This window comes from Pseudaquabacterium inlustre (assembly GCF_038066595.1).
Taxonomy (GTDB): domain Bacteria; phylum Pseudomonadota; class Gammaproteobacteria; order Burkholderiales; family Burkholderiaceae_C; genus Pseudaquabacterium; species Pseudaquabacterium inlustre.
The window spans coordinates 159,725-179,781 of sequence record NZ_JBBUTH010000002.1 but is presented as its reverse complement, the minus strand read 5'-3'; the positions used below and the strand labels follow the sequence as shown (position 1 = coordinate 179,781).

The 20,057-nt window shown below is 70.9% G+C and carries 23 protein-coding genes; 5 read left to right on the top strand and 18 right to left on the bottom strand.

The window, feature by feature from the left end:
- Positions 1-437: 437 nt before the first annotated feature.
- Complete coding sequence (gene ptsP, locus AACH10_RS05370; RefSeq protein WP_341409340.1) at positions 438-2,210, bottom strand: phosphoenolpyruvate--protein phosphotransferase; 1,773 nt, start codon at positions 2,208-2,210, stop codon at positions 438-440.
- A gap of 150 nt (positions 2,211-2,360) precedes the next feature.
- Here ptsP and AACH10_RS05365 point away from each other — a divergent pair, with 150 nt between their 5' ends.
- On the top strand, positions 2,361-3,164 hold the full coding sequence (locus AACH10_RS05365; protein WP_341409339.1) for a GNAT family N-acetyltransferase: 804 nt from the start codon (positions 2,361-2,363) through the stop codon (positions 3,162-3,164).
- Between the two features lie 7 nt (positions 3,165-3,171).
- On the opposite strand, the gene AACH10_RS05360 is transcribed toward AACH10_RS05365, so the two are convergent.
- From AACH10_RS05360 to AACH10_RS05345, 4 genes are all read right to left on the bottom strand, one after another.
- Positions 3,172-3,441, bottom strand: a complete 270-nt coding sequence (locus tag AACH10_RS05360) for an HPr family phosphocarrier protein (protein WP_341409338.1) — start codon at positions 3,439-3,441, stop codon at positions 3,172-3,174.
- Positions 3,410-3,862 (bottom strand): PTS sugar transporter subunit IIA, encoded by a 453-nt coding sequence (locus tag AACH10_RS05355; protein ID WP_341409337.1) that lies wholly within the window; start codon positions 3,860-3,862, stop codon positions 3,410-3,412. The genes AACH10_RS05360 and AACH10_RS05355 overlap by 32 nt, the downstream gene beginning before the upstream one ends.
- A gap of 26 nt (positions 3,863-3,888) precedes the next feature.
- Positions 3,889-5,169: an MFS transporter gene (locus tag AACH10_RS05350; RefSeq protein ID WP_423228561.1), complete on the bottom strand. Its 1,281-nt coding sequence runs from the start codon at positions 5,167-5,169 to the stop codon at positions 3,889-3,891.
- Between the two features lie 80 nt (positions 5,170-5,249).
- Positions 5,250-5,795, bottom strand: coding sequence for a hypothetical protein (locus AACH10_RS05345; protein ID WP_341409335.1), 546 nt, complete (start codon positions 5,793-5,795; stop codon positions 5,250-5,252).
- Between the two features lie 138 nt (positions 5,796-5,933).
- On the opposite strand from AACH10_RS05345, the gene AACH10_RS05340 reads away from it, so the two are divergent.
- Positions 5,934-7,031, top strand: coding sequence for a hypothetical protein (locus AACH10_RS05340; RefSeq protein ID WP_341409334.1), 1,098 nt, complete (start codon positions 5,934-5,936; stop codon positions 7,029-7,031).
- 13 nt (positions 7,032-7,044) lie between these two features.
- Here the strand turns inward: AACH10_RS05340 and AACH10_RS05335 are convergent, their stop codons facing one another.
- On the bottom strand, positions 7,045-7,719 hold the full coding sequence (locus AACH10_RS05335) for a DUF4197 domain-containing protein (RefSeq protein WP_341409333.1): 675 nt from the start codon (positions 7,717-7,719) through the stop codon (positions 7,045-7,047).
- A 12-nt stretch (positions 7,720-7,731) separates the two neighbouring features.
- Here AACH10_RS05335 and AACH10_RS05330 point away from each other — a divergent pair, with 12 nt between their 5' ends.
- Complete coding sequence (locus AACH10_RS05330; RefSeq protein WP_341409332.1) at positions 7,732-8,250, top strand: TlpA family protein disulfide reductase; 519 nt, start codon at positions 7,732-7,734, stop codon at positions 8,248-8,250.
- Here AACH10_RS05330 and lipA read toward each other — a convergent pair whose 3' ends face one another.
- The 9 genes from lipA to AACH10_RS05285 all read right to left on the bottom strand — a co-directional run bounded on the left by lipA (position 8,251) and on the right by AACH10_RS05285 (position 15,107).
- Positions 8,251-9,243: a lipoyl synthase gene (gene lipA / locus AACH10_RS05325; protein WP_341409331.1), complete on the bottom strand. Its 993-nt coding sequence runs from the start codon at positions 9,241-9,243 to the stop codon at positions 8,251-8,253.
- A 42-nt stretch (positions 9,244-9,285) separates the two neighbouring features.
- Positions 9,286-9,954, bottom strand: coding sequence for a lipoyl(octanoyl) transferase LipB (gene lipB / locus AACH10_RS05320; RefSeq protein WP_341409330.1), 669 nt, complete (start codon positions 9,952-9,954; stop codon positions 9,286-9,288).
- A 19-nt stretch (positions 9,955-9,973) separates the two neighbouring features.
- Positions 9,974-10,249, bottom strand: a complete 276-nt coding sequence (locus AACH10_RS05315) for a YbeD family protein (protein WP_341409345.1) — start codon at positions 10,247-10,249, stop codon at positions 9,974-9,976.
- 67 nt (positions 10,250-10,316) lie between these two features.
- On the bottom strand, positions 10,317-11,192 hold the full coding sequence (locus AACH10_RS05310) for a D-amino acid aminotransferase (protein WP_341409329.1): 876 nt from the start codon (positions 11,190-11,192) through the stop codon (positions 10,317-10,319).
- A gap of 60 nt (positions 11,193-11,252) precedes the next feature.
- Positions 11,253-12,404: a D-alanyl-D-alanine carboxypeptidase family protein gene (locus AACH10_RS05305; protein ID WP_341409328.1), complete on the bottom strand. Its 1,152-nt coding sequence runs from the start codon at positions 12,402-12,404 to the stop codon at positions 11,253-11,255.
- A gap of 104 nt (positions 12,405-12,508) precedes the next feature.
- On the bottom strand, positions 12,509-13,141 hold the full coding sequence (locus tag AACH10_RS05300; protein WP_341409327.1) for an alpha/beta hydrolase: 633 nt from the start codon (positions 13,139-13,141) through the stop codon (positions 12,509-12,511).
- On the bottom strand, positions 13,138-13,464 hold the full coding sequence (locus AACH10_RS05295; protein ID WP_341409326.1) for a (2Fe-2S) ferredoxin domain-containing protein: 327 nt from the start codon (positions 13,462-13,464) through the stop codon (positions 13,138-13,140). The genes AACH10_RS05300 and AACH10_RS05295 overlap by 4 nt, the downstream gene beginning before the upstream one ends.
- A 44-nt stretch (positions 13,465-13,508) precedes the next feature.
- Positions 13,509-14,633, bottom strand: a complete 1,125-nt coding sequence (locus AACH10_RS05290) for a VanZ family protein (RefSeq protein ID WP_341409325.1) — start codon at positions 14,631-14,633, stop codon at positions 13,509-13,511.
- 45 nt (positions 14,634-14,678) lie between these two features.
- The gene (locus tag AACH10_RS05285) at positions 14,679-15,107 is read right to left on the bottom strand and encodes a CopD family protein (protein WP_341409344.1); all 429 of its coding nucleotides are present in this window, start codon (positions 15,105-15,107) and stop codon (positions 14,679-14,681) included.
- Between the two features lie 359 nt (positions 15,108-15,466).
- Between AACH10_RS05285 and hemB the strand changes: the two genes are divergently transcribed.
- Positions 15,467-16,471 (top strand): porphobilinogen synthase, encoded by a 1,005-nt coding sequence (gene hemB, locus AACH10_RS05280; RefSeq protein WP_341409324.1) that lies wholly within the window; start codon positions 15,467-15,469, stop codon positions 16,469-16,471.
- Between the two features lie 20 nt (positions 16,472-16,491).
- Positions 16,492-17,592 carry a magnesium transporter CorA family protein gene (locus AACH10_RS05275; protein WP_341409323.1) on the top strand — a complete coding sequence of 367 codons (1,101 nt, stop codon included), beginning with the start codon at positions 16,492-16,494 and terminating at the stop codon, positions 17,590-17,592.
- On the opposite strand, the gene ruvB is transcribed toward AACH10_RS05275, so the two are convergent.
- The 3 genes from ruvB to AACH10_RS05260 all read right to left on the bottom strand — a co-directional run bounded on the left by ruvB (position 17,589) and on the right by AACH10_RS05260 (position 20,046).
- Positions 17,589-18,650 (bottom strand): Holliday junction branch migration DNA helicase RuvB, encoded by a 1,062-nt coding sequence (ruvB, locus tag AACH10_RS05270; protein WP_341409322.1) that lies wholly within the window; start codon positions 18,648-18,650, stop codon positions 17,589-17,591. The two genes, AACH10_RS05275 and ruvB, sit on opposite strands and share 4 nt — an antisense overlap.
- A 50-nt stretch (positions 18,651-18,700) precedes the next feature.
- Entirely contained in the window at positions 18,701-19,279 is a 579-nt protein-coding gene (gene ruvA / locus AACH10_RS05265) for a Holliday junction branch migration protein RuvA (protein ID WP_341409321.1), read from the bottom strand.
- A gap of 119 nt (positions 19,280-19,398) precedes the next feature.
- Positions 19,399-20,046, bottom strand: a complete 648-nt coding sequence (locus AACH10_RS05260) for a response regulator (RefSeq protein ID WP_341409320.1) — start codon at positions 20,044-20,046, stop codon at positions 19,399-19,401.
- Positions 20,047-20,057 lie beyond the last annotated feature (11 nt).

Below are 20,057 nucleotides of genomic sequence, written 5' to 3'. Positions count from 1 at the left end.
CTCAAAGAATTGAAGTGAACTTCACTTCCATGAGCATTTAAAGTCTTGCGACCTCGTGTCTTGCGACACTTGGCACTCGCCTTCAAACACCCACGCTTATCGGCTGTGTGTTGTTAAAGAGCTTCGCTTCGCAGCGCGCTGACTTGTCATCAGCAAAGAAGCGGGATTATGTGTCGAATTAAAGACCCTGTCAACCGCTTGGTTTTTTCGTTCTGCTTCGCTGCTGCCGTTTGGCGTTGCAGGTCTGCGTCCCGTCGAGCCTCGCATTCTGGCACGGTCTTTGGGTGCGTGTAAACCCTCGCGCGAAAAAAGTTGCCGCGCGGGCTTCCCGCCCGCCGTCGGAGCGGATTGCACCGAGGGCGTGCGGGTTGCGGGTCTCGCGCCGCTGGCCGCTGCACCAGCCGCTGGCGGTGCTCTTGTCAGCGTCCGCGTCGGGCTCAGTTCAGGGCGCTGCGGGCAGGCACTGCAATCGCCTGTTGCCAGGCGGACGCCGGATCAGGTGACTGCAGCACCGACGGCACGAGCCGTCCGACACGCTGGCTGTCGATGCGCAGCACGCGCTGCTTGACGGCCGCCATCTGGCTGGGATGCATGGACAGGCTGCGCAGGCCCATGCCGATCAGCAGTTCGGTGAAGGCGGTGTCGCCCGCCATCTCGCCGCAGACCGAGACGTGCTTGCCGGCGGCATTGGCGGCGCTGATCACATCGGCGATCAGCTTCAGCACGGCCGGGTGCCAAGGGTCGTAGAGATGGGCCACGCTTTCATCGGCACGGTCGATGGCCAGCGTGTACTGGATCAGGTCGTTGGTGCCCAGCGAGACGAAGTCGAAGTGCTGCAACAGCATCGGCATGACCATGGCGGCCGCCGGCACCTCGACCATCGCCCCCAGCTCCACGTCATTGAAGGGTACGGCAGCCTCGCGCAGATGCTGCTTGGCCCGTTCCAGGGCCTCGACGATGGCCTGCACCTCGCGGCGATGCGCCACCATGGGCACCAGCACGCGCACCTTGCCGTAGGCGCTGGCACGCAGGATGGCACGCAGTTGCTGCCGGAACATGGCCGGCTCGGCCAGGCTCCAGCGGATGGCGCGCAGGCCCAGTGCCGGATTCAGCGCGTGCTCGTGGCGCAGCTCGGTGAGCGACATGCGGTCCAACGGCTTGTCGGCGCCGATGTCCACGGTGCGGATGGTGACCGGCAGCCCCTTCATCGCCTCGACCGCCGCACGGTAGGCCTCGAACTGTTCGTCCTCGTCGGGCAGTGCGCCGCCCCGGTTCATGAACAGGAACTCGGTGCGGAAGAGCCCCACGCCGACCGCGCCGGCTTCCAGCGCGGCGGGTGCGTCGCCGGGCATCTCGATGTTGGCCAGCAGTTCCACCGGCGCACCGTCGAGCGTGACGGCCGGGGTGTGGCGCAGGCGGTGCAGCCGCGCGCGTTCGAGCTCGCTCTGACGTTGGCGGAAGCGGTACTCCTCCAGCACGATGGGCGACGGATTGATCAGCACCGCACCGGTGTCGCCGTCGATGATCAGCCAGTCGTCCTGGCGCACCAGGCGGCTGGCCTCGCGCGCGCCGACGACGGCCGGGATGTCCATGCTGCGCGCCACGATGGCGGTGTGGGAGGTGCGGCCGCCCACGTCCGTGACGAAGCCGGTGAACACGCTGCCCTTGAACTGCAGCATGTCGGCCGGTGCGATGTCATTGGCCACCAGCACCAGCGGATCCTCGCCGCCGAAGTCGCCAGGCTGTGTGACTTGCGGCAGGCCGCCTCCCTCGCGCGACAGCGCCCGCAGCAGGCGCTCGGCCACCTGCTCGATGTCGGCCTTGCGCTCGCGCAGGTAGGCGTCGTCCATCTCGTCGAACTGGCGCACCAGCACTTCGGTCTGCGCGGTGACGGCCCATTCGGCGTTGTAGTGTCGCACCTCGATCCACTGGCGCAGCGCCTCGGTGATCATGGGGTCGTGCAGCAGCATCAGGTGCACGTCGAGCAGCGCGGCCAGCTCGGTGGGCGCCTCGGCGGGCAGGTCGCGCTTGAGGGTGCCCAGTTCCTCGGCCACGGTGTTGCGGGCGTGGCGCAGGCGGTCGATCTCGGCGCCGGTGCGTTCGGGCTCGACGAAGTAGTGCGCCACATCCACCCGGCTGGAATCGACCAGCACGGCGCGACCGATGGCCACACCGCGCGACACGGGCAGGCCGAACATCTGGATGCTCATGACATGGCAATGTAGCAGCGCCCGCTGACCCGACGCGTCAGACCAGCCGGATGGGCCCGCCGGCATCACGCAACGGTCATGGCGCAGTCACCGGTCGGTCATCGCCGCACCGCAGCATCGCCGGCGACGCCAACCACTTCTGCCGGTGCCATGGACCTGACGCTGCACGCCCCCGCCCCGCTCGCCACCGACCGGCCCGCCCGGCCCGCACCGGCCGAGCCACCGATCGAGGTGCTGTGGGCCCGCCACGCCGACGAGGTGCAGGCCGCGCAGCGGCTGCGCTACCGCGTGTTCGCCGAGGAGATGGGCGCCAGCCTGGCAACGCCGGACGGCACCCCAGAGGGCCTGGACGTCGACGCCTTCGACGCGCATTGCGAGCACCTGCTGGTGCGCACCGTCGGCCGCTGGGACCAGCCGGCGCAGGTGGTGGGCACCTACCGGGTGCTGACGCCGGCCGCCGCGCGCCGCGCCGGCGGTCTGTACAGCGAATCGGAGTTCGACCTCGCACCGCTGGCCCATCTGCGCGAGGACCTGGTGGAACTGGGCCGCTCCTGCGTGGACCCGGCCTGGCGCAGCGGCGGCGTGATCATGGCGCTGTGGGCCGCGCTCGCGGCCTTCATGCAGCGCAACGGCCTGGGCACCATGGTGGGCTGTGCCAGCGTGGGCATGCGCGATGGCGGCCACGCCGCCGCCAGCCTGTGGCAGCAACTGCGCAGCACCCACCTGGCGCCGCCCGCGCTGCAGGTGCGGCCGCACCTGCCACTGCCGGTGGAACACCTGGCGCTGGACGGCCGGCCGGTGGACACACCGCCGCTGATCAAGGGCTATCTGCGCTGCGGCGCCCAGGTGCTCGGGGCCCCGGCCTGGGATCCCGACTTCAACACCGCCGATCTGCCGATGCTGATGCGCCTGGATGATCTGCCGGCACGCTACCGGCGGCACTTCCTGGGCTGAACCCGGCTCACTCGCCTTCGCCGAACTTGTCGTTGATCAGGGCCAGCAGCCCGTCCATCGCGGCCTGCTCGTCGGCGCCATCGGTCTCGATCTCGACCTCGCTGCCCAGGCCGGCGGCCAGCATCATCACGCCCATGATGCTTTTGGCATTGATGCGCCGGCCGTTGCGGCTGAGGTGGATCTCGCTGCGGAAGCTGCCGGCCAGCTTGGTGAGCTTGGCCGAGGCGCGGGCGTGCAGCCCCAGCTTATTGCTGATGGTGACGGTCGTTCGAAGCATGGGCGCTGGCCTTCTGGGCCTGGTTCTGGGGCGGCGGAGTGACCACCGGCTGCACCGCGGCCAGCGCGCCGTCGCGCGCTTTGGTCCACAGATCGTCCAGTGACAGATGGGCATTGGTGTGGGCGCGCCACACCATCGGCACATTGACGCCGGCCAGCGCGCGGCGCCGGCCCTGCTTGACCAGTTGCGCCGCCAGGTTGGCCGGCGTGGCACCGATCACGTCGGTGAGGATCAGCGTCTCCACGGTGGGCATCGCGGCGATCAGCGCCTCGGCATCGTGCAGGTAGCGTTCGGTGTCGTGGCCGGCCGGCACGTCGTAGGCGGCGATGGCGCCGGCGCTGTCCGGAAAGGCATGCAAGGCCGTGGCCCGCAGCGAACTGGCCAGCGGCTCGTGGGCGATGATGAACAGGCCGGTGGTCATGCGCGGGGGCTTTCGGGCTGCATTATTCACCGCCTTGGCCGCGCCTCTGGTGGCGGGTCTGACCGCAGGGCACCGCCGGCGCGCCAGCGCAACAGGTTCAGCCACAGCCCCGCCAGCACCGTGAGCACCAGGAAGGCCGCAAAGGCCAGCCGGTAGGCCTGGCCCACCGGCCAGCCGGCCGCGCGCAACGCATCGATGGCCAGGCCCAGCCCCCACTGCACGGCGAACACGCCGACGAAGATCATCAGGTTGAAGGCCGACAGCGCCCGCCCGGCCTGGCTGGGCGGAAAGGCCTGGCCCACCGCGGGCTGGCTGAGCGTGACCACGCTGGTCAGCACACACCACAGCGCCCAGGTGCCGGCGCCGGCATCGGCGCCGCGCCACAGGATCCAGGCCAGGCACAGCGGCCCCAGCGGCCAGGCTGCCGCGATCAGGCGCTCGCCGGCCCAGCCCGCGCGGATCAGACGCGGCATCACCAGCCCCCAGCACAGAAAGGCCAGCAGCATCGCCAGGTTGACCACGAACAGCCCCTGGGCCGCCTGTGCGGGCGCCCAACCGCCCACCTGGGTCAGCCAGGGGCCGATCCACAGCGACTGCATGGCCACCATGCCGCCATACACCGCCACGCCCAGCGGCGCCACACGCACGAAGGCGGGATGGCGGAACACGGCGCTGTAGCCGGCGGTCGGGGCGGGCTCGCCCGCAGGCGCGGCGGCCCCATCGGCGGCACCACCGGTGGCCGCATCCGCCGCCCCGGGTGCCGCCCGCACGCGATCCGCCGGCACGGCCAGCGTCAGCAGGCCCATCGACAGCAGCAGCAAGCCGGCCACCAGCCAGAACAGGCCGCGCCAGCCGGTCAGCGGCAGCAGCCACTGCACCGGCAGCGTGGAGGCCAGCATGCCCAGCGAGCCGGTCATCAGCATCCACGAGTTGGCACGCAGCTGGGCCGCGGCCGACAGGTGATGGCGGAAAGCGGTCAGCGGCGCCATCAGGCAGGCCGCCACACCCACGCCGATCAGCAGCCGCGCGAGGATCAGCTCGACCAGGCCCTGGGCCCGCGCGAAGGCCGCGCAGCCGAACACCGCCACGGCCAGAAAGCCCAGCAGCACGCGCCGCGGGCCCCAGCGGTCCAGCGCGCTGCCCAGCGGCAGCTGCATGCTGGAAAAGCCCAGGAAGTAGGCCCCGGCCAGCAGGCCCAACTGGCCGGCGGCCAGCTGCAGCTCGGCGCTGAACACCGGTGCCAGTGTGGCCGTCACCGCCCGCAGCAGGGCCGAGAAGAAGTAGGCGAAGGCGAAGGCCAGGAACATCGCCACCACCGCGCCCACGCCCGGCCGCGCGGCCGGGGCTGCCGAGGGCGGAACCCGTGGCGCGCCGGCCGACGGGCCGCTCAAGGCCGCACCCCGAGCGATTCGAACAGCGGCCGGGCCTGCGCATCGCCGGCCTGCGGCCCCAGCACGGTGGCCTGGTAGACCCGCGCGCCATAGGCGAACACCAGCACCTGCGAGCGCACGGGCTGCCCGTCGGGCCGGCGGCCGACCAGGCGCTGCAGGCGCGCATCGGGGTGCGGTGTCATGCCCGGCACCTGGGCCGGCTGTTCGGACTGCAGCTGCGCGCCGATGTTGGCGCGCGCCGCGGCGCCCAGCGCCTGCAGCGCCGGGCCGACGCGCGCCGGATCCCCCAGATCGGCCGACGCGATGGCGAACATGTGATCGCCCGCCTGGCACGACCACAGGCCCAGCGCCACCGGCGCACCGGCCAGCGGCACGCGGCGCTCGGTGGTGTCCGGGCGGCAGGGCAGCGTGGCCGCCAGCGACCAGCCGGGCGGCTGCACCAGCCGCCAGTCCAGCGCCGGGCCGCAGGCCGCGGCCAGCAGCGCCAGGCCGGCGGCCGCGAACAGGGATCGGCGAACGGTGGGCGGGCGGCGTGGCGGCATGGCCCGGATTATCCCGGCGCGCGCTGTGGCCCCTGTGCTGTGATGCGTGTCACGCAAGCGCCGTCCGGGCCGGGCGGCGCGCCGCAGCTTCACCGTCGCCACAGGGTCGCCGGAACGGTCCGTGCTAGCGTCCCCGCCATGCCCCAAGCGCCGTCCACCCAGCCCGCCGCCAGCGACAACGACAGCCTGATCCTGGGCGATGTGGTGGCGCGCCTGGCGGCCGAGGTGGCCGGGCCGCTGACCCAGGCGCTCGAACGCGTGACCGCACTGGCCACCCACGGCCGCATCGACCGCGCCAGCCTGCTGGCGCTGCGCGACGAGATCCGGCTGGCGCGGACGGCCGGCCTGCGCGGCCAGCAGATCGCCCGCTTCATCGATGGGCGGGCCCATCCCGAGATCGAGCGCGTGGACCTGGCCGAAGTGCTGCGTGCGGCCATCGCCGACCAGACGGCCGAGGCCGGCGTGCAGGCGCCCGCGCACCGCCACCTGCTGGCCACGCTGGAGGTGATGGGCGACGCGCCGCTGCTGCACCGCCTGCTGCGCGCCGCCACCGACTGGGCCGCCGGGCTCACCCGCTCGGCGCTGGACTGGACGCTGGACCTCAAGCCCTGGCCGGTGCGCGCGCGCATCGGCTGCCGGTTCGCCTACCGGCCCGCCGACCTGGCCGACACGCCGCCCGACGCGCGCGACGTGGCCGCACTGGACTCGCTGGATTGGCTGCTGCTGCAGTACGCGGCCCATGTGGCCGGCGTGCTGGTGCTGCGCGAGCTGGACGCCACGCAGTGCACGCTGACGCTGGAATTCCCGCACACGCTGAACCCCACAGTGGAAGGCGCCGCATCGGCGGTGCCCGCCGGCATCGGCCATGCCGCCACGCTGGTGGCCGGCAGCCAGGTGCTGGTGGTGGCGGCGCAGCGCGAGGTGCGCCAGCTGGTGCGCGAGGCCCTGCGCGGCCACGACCTGTTCATCGACTACGTGGGCAGCGTGGCGGCCGCGCGCGACTACTGCGACGACGGCATGCCGCAGGCGCTGATCTACGAGGCCGGCTTTGCCGGCGATGCGCTGCAGCTGCTGCTGAACCGTCTGGCCCATGCGCCCAGGCCGGTGGCCCTGGTCGAGATCGCCCCCAGCGGGCAGGACTACGACGTGGCCGGCCCGGTGGCCCGCGTCGGCGCCGATGGCCTGCGCCACACGCTGCCGGCGGTGCTGGTGATGGCGCTGTCCCGGCCGCGCTGAGCGCCCGCGGCGTTCAGCCGAACACCTTCTTCAGGATGGCGCTGCCGGTGCCCACCGGGTCGCGGCGGATCTTCTTCTCCTCCTCGCCGATCAGCCGGTACAGCCCGTCCAGCGCCTTGGCGGTCACGTAGCGCTGGATGTTGGTGTCGTCGCCCTTCAGCAGGCCCAGCTGGCCGGCCTTGCCCGCCACGGCGTTGTACTTGTCGGCCAAGGCCACCTTCTCGGTGGCTTGGGTGACGATGGGCAGGAACTGCGCCGACAGCGGCTCGCGCGTGCGCGCCGAGAAGTAGTCGGTGACCGAGGTCTCGCCGCCACGCACGATCTTCACCGCGTCGTCGACGGTGATCGACCGGGCGGTGCTGACCAGCAGGGTCTTGGCCTTGGGCACGGCCTGCTCGGCGGCGCGGTTCATCGCGGTGACCAGCTCGTCCACCTTCCTGCGCTGGCCGGTGGCCTCGAGCAACCGGGCCGCGTCCTTCAGCACGCCGGGCAGCGGAATCTTCACCAGCGGGTTGCCCAGGAAGCCGTCGGTCTTGCCCAGCGAGGCCACGGCCAGCTCGGCGCCGCGCTGCAGCGCGCTGCGGATGCCCTGCGCCGCCTCGGATTCATTGAACCCGCCGGCCCGCGCCGGATCACACAGCCCGAGCACGGGCACGATGAGCCCGACCGTAAAATCACGCCGTTTCATCCGAGGCCTCCCATGCTGATTGCCCGACGCCATCTTGCCACCGCCGCCGTGCTGGTGGCCGCCGCCATCGGGGGCTGGCTGGCCCTGGCCCCCAGCAGCGCCGAGCGCAGCCCGGCGCCACCGGTGGCCTACACGCTGCTCGATGGCCAGAAGCAGGCCCTGGCCGATCTGAAGGGCCAGGTGGTGCTGGTGAACTTCTGGGCCACCAGCTGCAGCACCTGCGTGGCCGAGATGCCCGAGATCGTGGCCACCTTCGAGAAGTACAAGGGCCGCGGCTACCAGACCGTGGCCGTGGCCATGAGCTACGACCCGCCGGCCTACGTGGCCAACTTCGCCGCCTCGCGCAAGCTACCCTTCGGCGTGGCGATCGACAACACCGGCGAGGTGGCCAAGCAGTTCGGTCCGGTGCAGCTGACGCCCACCACCTTCCTGATCAACAAGCGCGGCGAGATCGTCAAGCGCTACGTCGGCAAGCCCGATTTCGAGGCGCTGCACGCGCTGGTGGAAAAGCTGCTCGCGGAAGCCGCCTGATCAGCCCGCGCCGCCCACCCCGGCCTGGGCGGCCTGCTTGTCGGCGTGGTAGCTGCTGCGCACCATGGCGCCCACGGCGGCGTGGGTGAAGCCCATCTTCTGCGCCTCGGCCTCGAACATCTTGAAGGTGTCGGGGTGCACATAACGGCGCACCGGCAGGTGGTGGCCGCTGGGCGCCAGGTACTGACCGATGGTGAGCATGTCGATGTCGTGGGCGCGCATCTCGCGCATCACCTCGAGGATCTCCTCGTCGGTCTCGCCCAGGCCCACCATCAGTCCGCTCTTGGTCGGCACATCGGGATGAAGGGCCTTGAACTTCTTCAGCAGGTTCAGGCTGAAGGCGTAGTCGGAGCCCGGGCGCGCTTCCTTGTACAGGCGCGGCACGGTCTCAAGGTTGTGGTTCATCACGTCCGGCGGCGCGGCCTTCAGGATCTCGAGCGCACGGTCGTCGCGGCCACGGAAGTCGGGCACCAGGATTTCGATGCGCGTGGCGGGTGACTGCTCGCGCACCTGGCGGATGCACTCGACGAAGTGGCCGGCGCCGCCGTCACGCAGGTCGTCACGGTCGACCGAGGTGATGACCACGTACTTGAGCTTGAGTGCCGCGATGGTCTTGGCCAGGTTGGCCGGCTCGCTGGCATCCAGCGGATCCGGGCGGCCGTGGCCCACGTCGCAGAACGGGCAGCGGCGCGTGCACTTGTCGCCCATGATCATGAACGTGGCCGTGCCGTGGCCGAAGCACTCGCCGATGTTGGGGCACGAGGCCTCCTCGCACACCGTGTGCAGCTTGTGCTCGCGCAGGATGTTCTTGATCTCGTAGAAGCGCGTGCTGGGGCTGCCGGCCTTGACGCGGATCCACTCGGGCTTCTTCAGCACCTCGGCGGGCACCACCTTGATGGGAATGCGCGCCGTCTTGGCCTGGGCCTTCTGCTTGGCGCTGGCGTCGTAGGTGGCGCTGTCCTGCGCCTGGTGCACGACCTTGTCGGTGGCCATCGGGGAATTCTTTCGAGAGAGAGCGGGCCGGATCTGCGGGGATCAGGGCGTGAACTGCGACGCCAGCCGGTCGCCCAGTTGCGCCGCCACCGTGGCCCAGTCGGCGGGGACGCCGAGTGTAGCGAGGTCGACTGTCGCGAGCCCCGCATAGCCGCAAGGGTTGATGCGCGTGAAGGGCGACAGATCCATCGCCACGTTCAGCGACACGCCGTGGTAAGTGCGGTGGTTGCTGACCTTGATGCCCAGCGCCGCCACCTTGCCCAGGCCGCGGAACGGGTCGTCGGCCGGCATCGGCCCGGTGAGCATGGCGTGGCTGAACGGGTCATCGAGGCGCACGTAGATGCCCGGCGCGCCCGCCACGCGGTGGCCGGTGACGCCGCGGGCCTCCAGCACCTTGAGCACGGCGCTTTCGAGCCGGTAGACGTATTCCTTGACGTAGATGCCCAGGCGCTTCAGGTCGATCAGCGGGTAGGCCACCACCTGTCCGGGGCCGTGGTACGTGACCTGGCCGCCGCGGTTGGTGGGCACCACCGGGATGCCGCCAGCGTCCAGCACATGCTCGGGCTTGCCTGAGAGGCCCTGGGTGAACACCGGGTCGTGCTCGACCAGCCAGATCTCGTCGGGCGTGTCGGGCGTGCGCGCCTCGGTGAAGGCGCGCATCGCGTCCACCGTGTCGGCATAGGGCCGGCGGCCCAGGGGCTTGATCAGCATCGGCCTGAGGGCGCTGACGTCAGAGGACGATCTTGACCATCGGATGCGTGCTCAGCGTGCGGTACAGCTCGTCGAGCTGCTCGCGGCTGGTGGCGGTGATGGTGATCGTGAGCCCCAGGTACTTGCCGCTGCTGCTGGGCCGGTGCTCGATCGTCGCCGGATCGAAGCCGGGGTCGAACTGCAGCGCCACCGCGGTGATGGCCTCGACGTAGCCCTCGACATGCGCCCCCATCACCTTGATCGGAAAGGCGCTGGGGTACTCGATCAGCGATTGTTCGGGCGGGATGTCGGGCATGGCGGTGTCTCGGTGCATGGCGCGCAGATGGTGGCGCCGCCCGGATTGTCAATGTTCAGACCTGTGTTCAGACCGACTGCTCGCGCTTGGCGCGCTGGTAGGCCTCGAACAGCCGGGCGTACACCGGGCCCGGCTTGCCGCGCAGTGCGCCGTGGCCCACCGGCTCGCCGTCCAGCCGGGTGACGGGCAGCAGCTCCTTGCTGGCCGAGCTGAGCAGCAGCTCGTCGGCAGCGCGCACATCGGCCTCGGCGATGGGGCGACGGTTGAAGGCGATGCCCACCTCCTCGCACAGCTCGTGCAGCAGCTCGGCGCGGATGCCTTCGAGCAGCAGCTCGCTCTTGGGCGGGCCCAGCAGCGCGCCCTCGTGCACCACCCACAAATTGCTCTGCGAGGCCTCGGTGAGCCAGCCGTCGCGGAACATCACGGTCTCCACCGCGCCGTGGTCGGCCGCCTGCTGGCGCGCCAGCACATTGCCCAGCAGGCTGGTGCTCTTGATGTCGCCATGCTGCCAGCGCAGATCACGCGCGGTGATGCAGGCCACGCCGTGATGGCGCTGCTCGGCCGACGGCGACTTCAGCGGATTGGCCATCGCGAACACCGTGGGCGTCAGGCCCTCGGGCATCACGTGGTCGCGCATCGCCACGCCGCGCGTGACCTGCAGGTACAGCATCTGGTCGTCGGCCGGCTGGGCGGCGATCAACTCGCGCAGCAGCGCCAGCCACTGCTCGGGCCGGTGCGGGTTTGGGATGCGCAGCTTGTCGAGGCTGCGCGACAGCCGCGCCATGTGCTCGTCGAAGCGGAAGATGCGGCGCCCGTAGACCGGGATGCCCTCGTAGGCGCCATCGCCGAAGATGAAGCCGCGGTCGAGCACCGAGACGGTGGCGTCGCGCAGCGGCAGCAGGCGGCCGTTCAGGTGGCACAGGGTGGCGGGCAGCTCGGTCATGGCGATCCTCGGTTCAGGGTCCGGACGGATGCGGCCAGATTAGCCCAAGTGCCCGCGACATCATTTGATCCAGAGACGGATCGCGTCCCAGGCGCGGCCGAAGAGGCCGGCCTCGGGCACGGCCTCCATCACCACCAGCGGCACGCTGGCCACCTTGGCGCCGGTGGCGGTGCTGACCTCCAGCGAGCCCACGCGCTGGCCCTTGGCGAGCGGGGCCACCAGCGGGTCGGTGCGCTGCACCACGGTCTTGAGCTTGTCGCCCTCGCCCTTGGGCACGGCCACCACGATGCCCTGGGCCGCACCCAGCGCAGCGGTGGGCGCCTTGCCCTTCCACACCGGCACGGTGGCAGCGGCCTTGCCGGGCTCGAACAGGCGCACCGCGTCCCAGGCCGTCCAGCCCCAGTTCAGCAGCTTGTGGCTCTCGCTGGCGCGCGCCTCGCGCGACGCCGTGCCCAGCACCACGCTGACCAGGCGGCGCTTGCCGTTGGCCATGTCGCGCTGGGCGCTGGCGATCAGGCAGTAGCCGGCGGCATCGGTGTAGCCGGTCTTCATGCCGTCGACCGTGGGGTCGCGGCCGAGCAGCATGTTGCGGTTGTCCTGCTTGATGTTGTTGTAGGTGTAGTTGCGCTGGGCGTAGTAGGCCGCGTACTGCTCGGGGAAGTCGCGCACCACGCGGGCGGCGATCATGGCCAGATCGCGCGCGCTGCTGTAGTGACCGGCCTCGGTCAGGCCGGTGACGTTCTTGAACTGCGTGTTCTTCAGGCCCCAGGCCTGCACCTGGCGGTTCATCATGGCCACGAACTGGTCCAGCGTGCCGCCCACGCCCTCGGCCAGCGCCACCGCGGCGTCGTTGCCCGAGACGATGATCATGCCGCGCAGCAGTTCGTCGACCGTAGGCGTCATCGTGGTGTCGATGAACATCAGCGAACCGCCGCCCTTGCGCTCGTTCCAGGCGCGCACCGAGACCGGCAGCGTCTGCGTCAGCGACAGCTTCTTGGCCTTGATCGCATCGAAGGCCAGCCAGGCGGTCATCAGCTTGGTCAGCGAGGCCGGATCCACGCGCGCGTCGGCATCGCGCTCGCCCAGCACCTGGTCGGCCGTGACATCCAGCAGCAGCCAGCTCTTGGCGGCCACCTCGGGCGGCGGCGGGGTCTGGGCCAGGGCGGCAACCATGCTGGCGGCGCACAGCACGAAGGCAATCAGTCGTTTCATCGGGATCGGGGCAGGAGGAAGGGTACGGGCCGCGCCCAGGCGCGGCCGGATGACTCAGGGCATGACCCGCCGCGCGGGTGCAAAGTTCAGTTCGGGGCGCCGGCTCAGCGCAGGGCCTGCACCAGCACGGTCTTCAGCAGCGTGAGTTGGCCGTGGAAGAAGTGGCCCACGCCCGGCAGCACGGTGACGGGCAGGGCCTGCGGCCGCGCCCAGTCGAAGGTGGCCTGCAGCGGCACCACCTCGTCGGCCTCGCCATGCACCACCACGGTGTCGGCCGGCACGGCAGGCAGCGCGAAGCGGCTGGTCGCCGGGCCCACCAGCGCCAGCCGGTCGGCCGGCGTGCCGGCTTCGGCCAGGCGGGCGGCGGCCTGCGCGGCGCAGAAGCTGCCGAACGAGAAGCCGGCCAGCCACAGCGGCACGCCGGCCTGGCGGTGCGCGGCCACCACGGCCAGTGCATCGTCGGTCTCGCCGCGGCCGTCGTCGTAGGTGCCAGACGACTCACCCACGCCGCGGAAGTTGAAGCGCACGGCGCGAAAGCCCAGCTGCAGCACGGCGCGGGCGATGGTCTGCACCACCTTGTTGTCCATGGTGCCGCCGTGCAGCGGGTGCGGGTGGCAGATCACGGCCACGCCGCGCGGCGCGCCGTCCACGCGCGCCTCGGCCGGCGGCTCGTCGATGGCGCAGGCCAGCGCGCCGGCCGGGCCGGCGATCGTCAGCAGCTGGGTGTCACGGTTCATCGGCCGACGTCGGCGGGGAGCACCAGACGCTCGACCACGCGGCCGTTCTTCAGGTGCGATTCGACGATCTCGTCGATGTCGGCGTTGTCGACGAAGGTGTACCAGACGGCCTCGGGGTAGACCACGGCCACCGGCCCGCCGGCGCAGCGGTCCAGGCAGCCAGCCTTGTTGACGCGCACGCCGCCCGGGCCGGCCAGGCCTTCGGCCTTGACCTTGGCCTTGCAGTGGTCGAACGCCGCCTGCGCGCCCTGCTGCGCGCAGCAGGCCTCGCCGTTGCTGCGCTGGTTCAGGCAGATGAACACATGGTGGCGGTAATAGCTCATGGCCGGATTTTAGGGTTGACCCCAGGCCGGGTGCCGGCCGTCGCTCATCCACGCGCTGCGGGTGCGCCGCCCAGACGCCCCAGCAGCCAGGCCAGGGCCGCATAGGGCCACAGCCAGCCCAGCCATTGCGCCAGGCCGTGGAAGCGGATGAACTGGCCCTGCTCCCAGCCCTGCAGGCTTTGTGCGAAGTACGGGTCGGTGGGCGCCAGGTGCACCAGCATCACCAGGCTGGTCAGCACCACCAAAGCCAGCGCCGCGGCCGCGCGCGCGCCCAGCCAGGCCAGCGCCGCCGCCAGGCCCAGGCCCACGGCGCCGGGCACCAGGGTGTCGGGCGTGGCCCAGGCCAGCGCGTGGTCGGGGCCGAAGTTCAGCGTGGTCGACAGCGTCGTCGCCCCCGCCGCCAGCCCGGCCACCGCCAGCGCCAGACCCAGCCGCCGCCAGCCACGGCGCGACGCCGCATAGGCCAGCAGACAGGGCGCCAGCAGGCCCAGCGCCACCGCCAGGCTCTCGGCCAGCGGCGACAGGCGCTCGCTGGGCTCGGCGGCCGAATCCAGCCAGTTGGTGATGGCATCGGCCCAGCGCACATCGGTCAGCAGGTCGAACAGCCACTCGCGCAGCGCGCCCCCCACCTGGCCCAGGCCGAGCGGCACCGGCGTGGGGAACAGCAGCGCCAGCGGCCACAGCAGCAGCAGCGCCACCGCGCCAGACTGGCCGCGCTCCAGCCAGCGCTCGCGCGTGGCCTGCCAGCCGCGCAGCAGGCCCAGCGCCGCCAGCAGCACCGCCAGCAGCGCACCGGCGGCGGCGCCGGCGGTGTTCAGGGCCCAGTCCAGCAGCGAGGGCACGCGCTGCGGCAGCAGGTGCTGCATCACCTCCAGCGCATACGACAGCGCCGCACCGGCCAGCCCCCCTGCGGCCAGCGCCGACCAGCGCCCCGCGCCATGGCGCAGCCGCGCCAGCGCCACCAGCAGGCCCAGCGGCAGGTAGCCGCCCAGGTTGCTGGTGATGTCGAACGGGATGAAATAGCGCGGCCAGGGCAGGCGCAGCATGTCCAGCACGCTCAGCGCCGCCGGCCAGCGCCAGCCCGCGAACGGAAACAGGCTGGCGTACACCACGGTGGCCGCCCAGGCCAGCGCCAGCGGCACCGCGGTGCTGACATGGCGGCCCCGCATGCGGTGTGCGCGCTCAGCCCGGCCGGTGCGACAACGGGTGCGACATCAGAACGGCCGCACCACGGCCAGCACCACGATGGCCGCGAACAGCAGCACCGTGAGCTCGTTGAACACCCGGTACCAGCGGTGGCTGCGCCGGTTGGCCAGTTCCTCGAACTGGCGCAGGTGCGCGCGGCACACATGCTGGTAGCCGATGGCGCCCAGCACCAGCAGCAGCTTGGCGTGCAGCCAGTACTGACCGGCCAGACGGTGGATGCCGAAGCCCAGCCACAACCACACACCCAGCGCCAGCGCCACCACCATCAGCAGGTTGGAGAAGCGGTAGAGCTTGCGCCCCATCAGCAGCAGACGCTCGCGCTCGGCATGGCTGTCGGCCGGCACCATCGCCAGGTTGACGAAGATGCGCGGCAGGTAGAACAGGCCGGCGAACCAGCTGGCCACGAAGACGATGTGGAAGGCCTTGACCCAGAGCAGCGCAGAACTCATCGGGCGATTATGGCGGCCGGAAAAAAAGAACCCCGGCCGTGGGCCGGGGTGGCAAGCCTTGTCATTGCGTTCAACGCCAAGGCACCTGCTCAGGGAGGAAAAGCAGGGAGCCCGGACCTTTCGGCCCTTGCTCACTTTCAATATTAGCAAATTCGGACGGACTGCCAAGCCCGCCAGCGTGAAAAGTTCGCAGTTTTCCGGCCACACGCCCCGTGGCGGACACGACCGGTGCGCGCCGCGGTGCAGGGCCTGCACCGGGCCGGTGCCGGCCGGGCCGCGATTTGCCGCTACGCTTGCCGGCTCGACGACGACCCGTTTCCTCCCCCAGGATTGCCCAGGAGCGCCCCATGCACACCCCGCCGCCCTTTCCGGCCAGCCGCCCGCGCCGACTGCGCCGCGACGCCTTCACCCGCGAGATGGTGCGCGAGCACCGGCTGCACCCGTCGGACCTGATCTACCCGGTGTTCATCCTGGACGGCGACAACCAGGTGCAGGACGTGGCCAGCATGCCCGGCGTGCAGCGCCTGTCGATCGACCGGCTGCTGGGCGTGGCCGAACAGTGCGTGGCGCTGGGTGTGCCGGTGATCGCGCTGTTCCCGGTGATCGACCCCAGCCTGAAGACGCCCGACGGCGTGGAGGCCACCAACCCCGACGGCCTGGTGCCGCGCGCGGTGCGGGCGCTGAAGCAGCGCTTTCCGCAGCTGGGCGTGCTGACCGACGTGGCGCTCGACCCCTTCACCAGCCACGGCCAGGACGGCCTGCTGGACGACACCGGCTACATCCTGAACGACCCCACCGTGGCCATGCTGACCAAGCAGGCGCTGGTGCAGGCCGAGGCCGGCGTGGACATCGTGGCGCCCAGCGACATGATGGACGGCCGCATCGGCGCGATCCGCAACGCGCTGGAGGCCGGCGGCCACATCCACACCCGCATCATGGCCTACAGCGCCAAGTACGCCAGCGCCTTCTACGGGCCCTTCCGCGACGCGGTGGGCAGCGCCAAGAACCTGGGCAAGGCCGACAAGAAGGTCTACCAGATGGACCCCGGCAACAGCGACGAGGCGCTGCGCGAGGTGGCGCTGGACCTGCAGGAGGGCGCCGACATGGTGATGGTCAAGCCCGGCATGCCGTATCTCGACATCGTGCGCCGCGTGAAGGACGAGTTCCGCGTGCCCACCTTCGCCTACCAGGTGAGCGGCGAGTACGCGATGCTCAAGGCCGCCGCCGCCAACGGCTGGCTGGACCACGACGCGGTGATGATGGAAAGCCTGCTGGCCTTCAAGCGCGCCGGCGCCGACGGCGTGCTGACCTACTTCGCGCTGGATGCGGCGCGCTTGATCCGCGGCAGCTGATCCTGCTCACCCAGCCGGGCATGCGCATCTTCCACATCCACGGCGAGCAGTTCACCGAGCTCGATGCACTGCCCGGCCAGCTGCCGGCCGAGGGCTTCGTGTGGATCGGCTGCGCGCGGCCGGGCTTCGAGGCCGCGCTGCCGCTGCTGCAGCAGACCCTGCAGCGCTGGGGCGTGGGCACGCTGGTGGGCCTGCATGTGTCCGACCTGCTGAACCAGCAGCTGCCCAGCCAGTTCGACTACACCTCGTGGTACGACCTGCTGGTGTTCCGGCGCCTGGCCGCCGCGCCGGATGAGGGCACGCCCGACGCCGAGGTGGCCGCCGCCAATGGCCAGCGCCCGGTGCTGCCGGCCATCGACACCAGCCCGGTGGGCTTTGCGGTGTTCGACCGCGTGCTGCTCACCGTGCACCCGGCCGACTGCGCCGTGCGCGAGCACTTCGCCCAGCGCCTGGCCGCGCTGGCCGCCGGCCATGGCGGTGACATGCGCAGCGCCCGGCTGCCCACCAGCCCGGCCGACCTGATGCTGCGCATGGCCAACCACATGGTCGACAGCTACCTGGACCTGCGGCGCCTGCTCACCCGCCAGCTGGGCCAGCTGCAGCAGCTGCTGCTGGACGCGCACAGCCAGTTCCACGACTGGCAGGTGCTGCTGGACTCGCGCAACCGCCTGCACCTGCTGGAAGACACCTGCGAAGACCAGCGCAGCGCGGTGCAGGAATGGATCGACGCGCTGGACGACTGGCCCGATGCCGACGACGCCGCCGCGCGCCGCGAGCGCGAACTGCTGCGCGTGCGCGCCCGCGACGTGCTGGAGCACATCGAGCGCGTGCTGACCCATGTGCGCCGGCTCGAGCAATCGGCCGAAACGGCGGTGCAGCTGCACTTCTCGGCGCTGGGCCACCGCACCAACGACATCATGCGCACGCTGACCGTGCTGACCGCGGTGTTCCTGCCGCTGAACCTGATCACCGGCTTCTTCGGCATGAACTTCGACGGCCTGCCGCTGATCCACACCGGCACCGGCGTGTGGATCGCCGGCGGCATGATGGTGGTGATTGCGGTCGCCCTGGGCGGCTTCTTCTGGCGCCGCCGATACCTGGGCACCAGCTCTCGTCGTTAACTGGCGTCGAACAGCCCACCGCCCGACTGCGGCGGCGCCACGCCCAGGTGCCGGTACGCCGCCAGCGTGGCGATGCGTCCGCGCGGCGTGCGCTGCAGGTAGCCCTGCTGGATCAGGTAGGGCTCGATCACGTCCTCGATGGTGCCGGGCTCTTCACCGATGGCGGCGGCCACGTTGTCCAGGCCCACCGGGCCGCCGTCGAAGCGGTGCACCACGGCCTCCAGGAACTTGCGGTCCATCAGGTCGAAGCCTTCCGGGTCGACGTCCAGCATCTGCAGCGCCTTGTCGGCGATCTGGCGCGTGATGACGCCGTCGCCCTTGATCTCGGCGTAGTCGCGCACGCGGCGCAGCAGGCGGTTGGCGATGCGCGGCGTGCCGCGCGAGCGGCGGGCGATCTCGAACGCGCCCTCGGCCTGGATCGGCACGGTGAGCAGCTCGGCCGAGCGCTTGACGATGGTGCCCAGTTCGGCCGGCGTGTAGAACTCCAGCCGCGCCACGATGCCGAAGCGGTCGCGCAGCGGGTTGGTCAGCATGCCGGCGCGGGTGGTGGCACCCACCAGCGTGAAGGGCTGCAGGTCGAGCTTGATGCTGCGCGCCGCCGGGCCCTCGCCGATCATGATGTCGATCTGGTAGTCCTCGAGCGCCGGGTACAGGATCTCCTCGACGACCGGGCTGAGCCGGTGGATCTCGTCGATGAAGAGCACGTCGTTCTTCTCGAGGTTGGTCAGCAGCGCCGCCAGGTCCTTGGGCTTCTCGAGCACCGGGCCGCTGGTCTGGCGCAGGTTCACGCCAAGTTCTGCGGCAATGATGTGGCTGAGCGTGGTCTTGCCCAGGCCCGGCGGGCCGAACAGCAGCACGTGGTCGAGCGCCTCGTCGCGCTTCTTCGCCGCGCCGATGAAGATCTCCAGCTGCTCGCGCGCCTTGGCCTGGCCGATGTATTCCTGCAGCAGCTTGGGCCGCAGCGCGCGCTCCAGCGCCTCTTCCTGCGGCGAGGTGCGGCTGGCGCTCACCACCCGCGGCGCGGGCGGTGCGGCAAAGTCGTCGGTCTGGATGCCCATCCAGTGATTGTGGCGCAAGTCGGCCGGCGAGGCTCAGCTGCGCGCAGGGCTCACTTCGACAAGGCCTTCAGCGCCGCCTTGATGCCCTCGGACACGCCGATGTCGGGCGGCAGCGTCTTCAGCGCCGCGCCGGCTTCCTTCTCGCTGTAGCCGAGGGCGATCAGCGCCTGCACGATGTCGGCCTGCGCGTCATTGGCCACGGCCGCGCCGCCGGCCAGTGCCAGCTCGGGCCCCAGCTTGCCCTTCAGCTCCAGCAACAGGCGCTCGGCGGTCTTCTTGCCGATGCCCGGCACCTTGACCAACCGGCCAACCTGCTGCTGGGCCACGGCCTGCGTGAGCTCGGCCACGCTCAGGCCCGACAGCAGGCTGAGCGCCATCTTCGGCCCGATGCCGGTGATGCGGATCAGCTGGCGGAAGGCCGAGCGCTCATCGTGCGTGAGAAAGCCGTAGAGCAGGTGCGCATCCTCGCGCACCACCTGGTGCGTCAGCAGCACCACGCGCTCGCCCAGCGGCGGCAGGTTGTAGAAGCTCGACATCGGCACATCGACCTCGTAGCCGACGCCGTTGACATCGATGAGTACCTGCGGCGGAGCCTTCTCCGCCAGCGTGCCGCTGAGCCGTCCGATCATGCAGGCAGTGTAGCCAGCTGAGGTGGCGTCGTAGGGCGCGGGGCGAGCGCCGGGCCGCCCCAAGCCGGCCCGCGAACCCCTCGGGGGTGGGCGCGGTACCCCGCGACCGGGGCAGACAGTTACCGGCGGAAGAGGCCCAGGCGCTGCGCCTCCAGCGCGGCCTCGGCGCGCGAGCTCACGTTGAGCTTGCGGTAGATCTGCTTGACGTAGTCGGCGATGGTGTGGCGCGACAGGCCCAGCTGCACACCGATCTCGGGCAGCGTGAAGCCCTTGGCCACGCGCAGCAGCACCTCGCTCTCACGCTCGGTCAGCTGCACATCGGGCATGGCGTTGGCCTGCGGCTTGGCCTGGGCGGCGAAGTACTTGATGACCTTGCGCGCGATCGACGGCGACAGCGGCGGCTCGCCCTGGCTGATGCGCTGCAGCTGCTCGGTGATCAGCTCGCGCGGCTGCTCCTTCAGGATGTAGCCGTAGGCGCCGGCCTGCAGCGCGGGGAACAGGTGCTCATCGTCGTCGTGGATGGTGACCACCACGCTCTGCGCATCGGGCTGCAGGTCGCGCAGGCGGGCCACCACGTCGGTGCCGCTGCCGTCGGGCAGGCCCAGGTCGATCAGTGCCAGATCGAAGCGCAGCTGCTGCACCTGCTGCAGCGCGTCGTGCACGCGCGAGCACTCGGTGATGCGCGCACCGGGGAACACCTGCAGCACCAGGCTCTTGAGCCAGGCGCGGATTTCAGGCAGGTCTTCGAGCAGCAGGATCTGGTTCATCACGGCGGTGT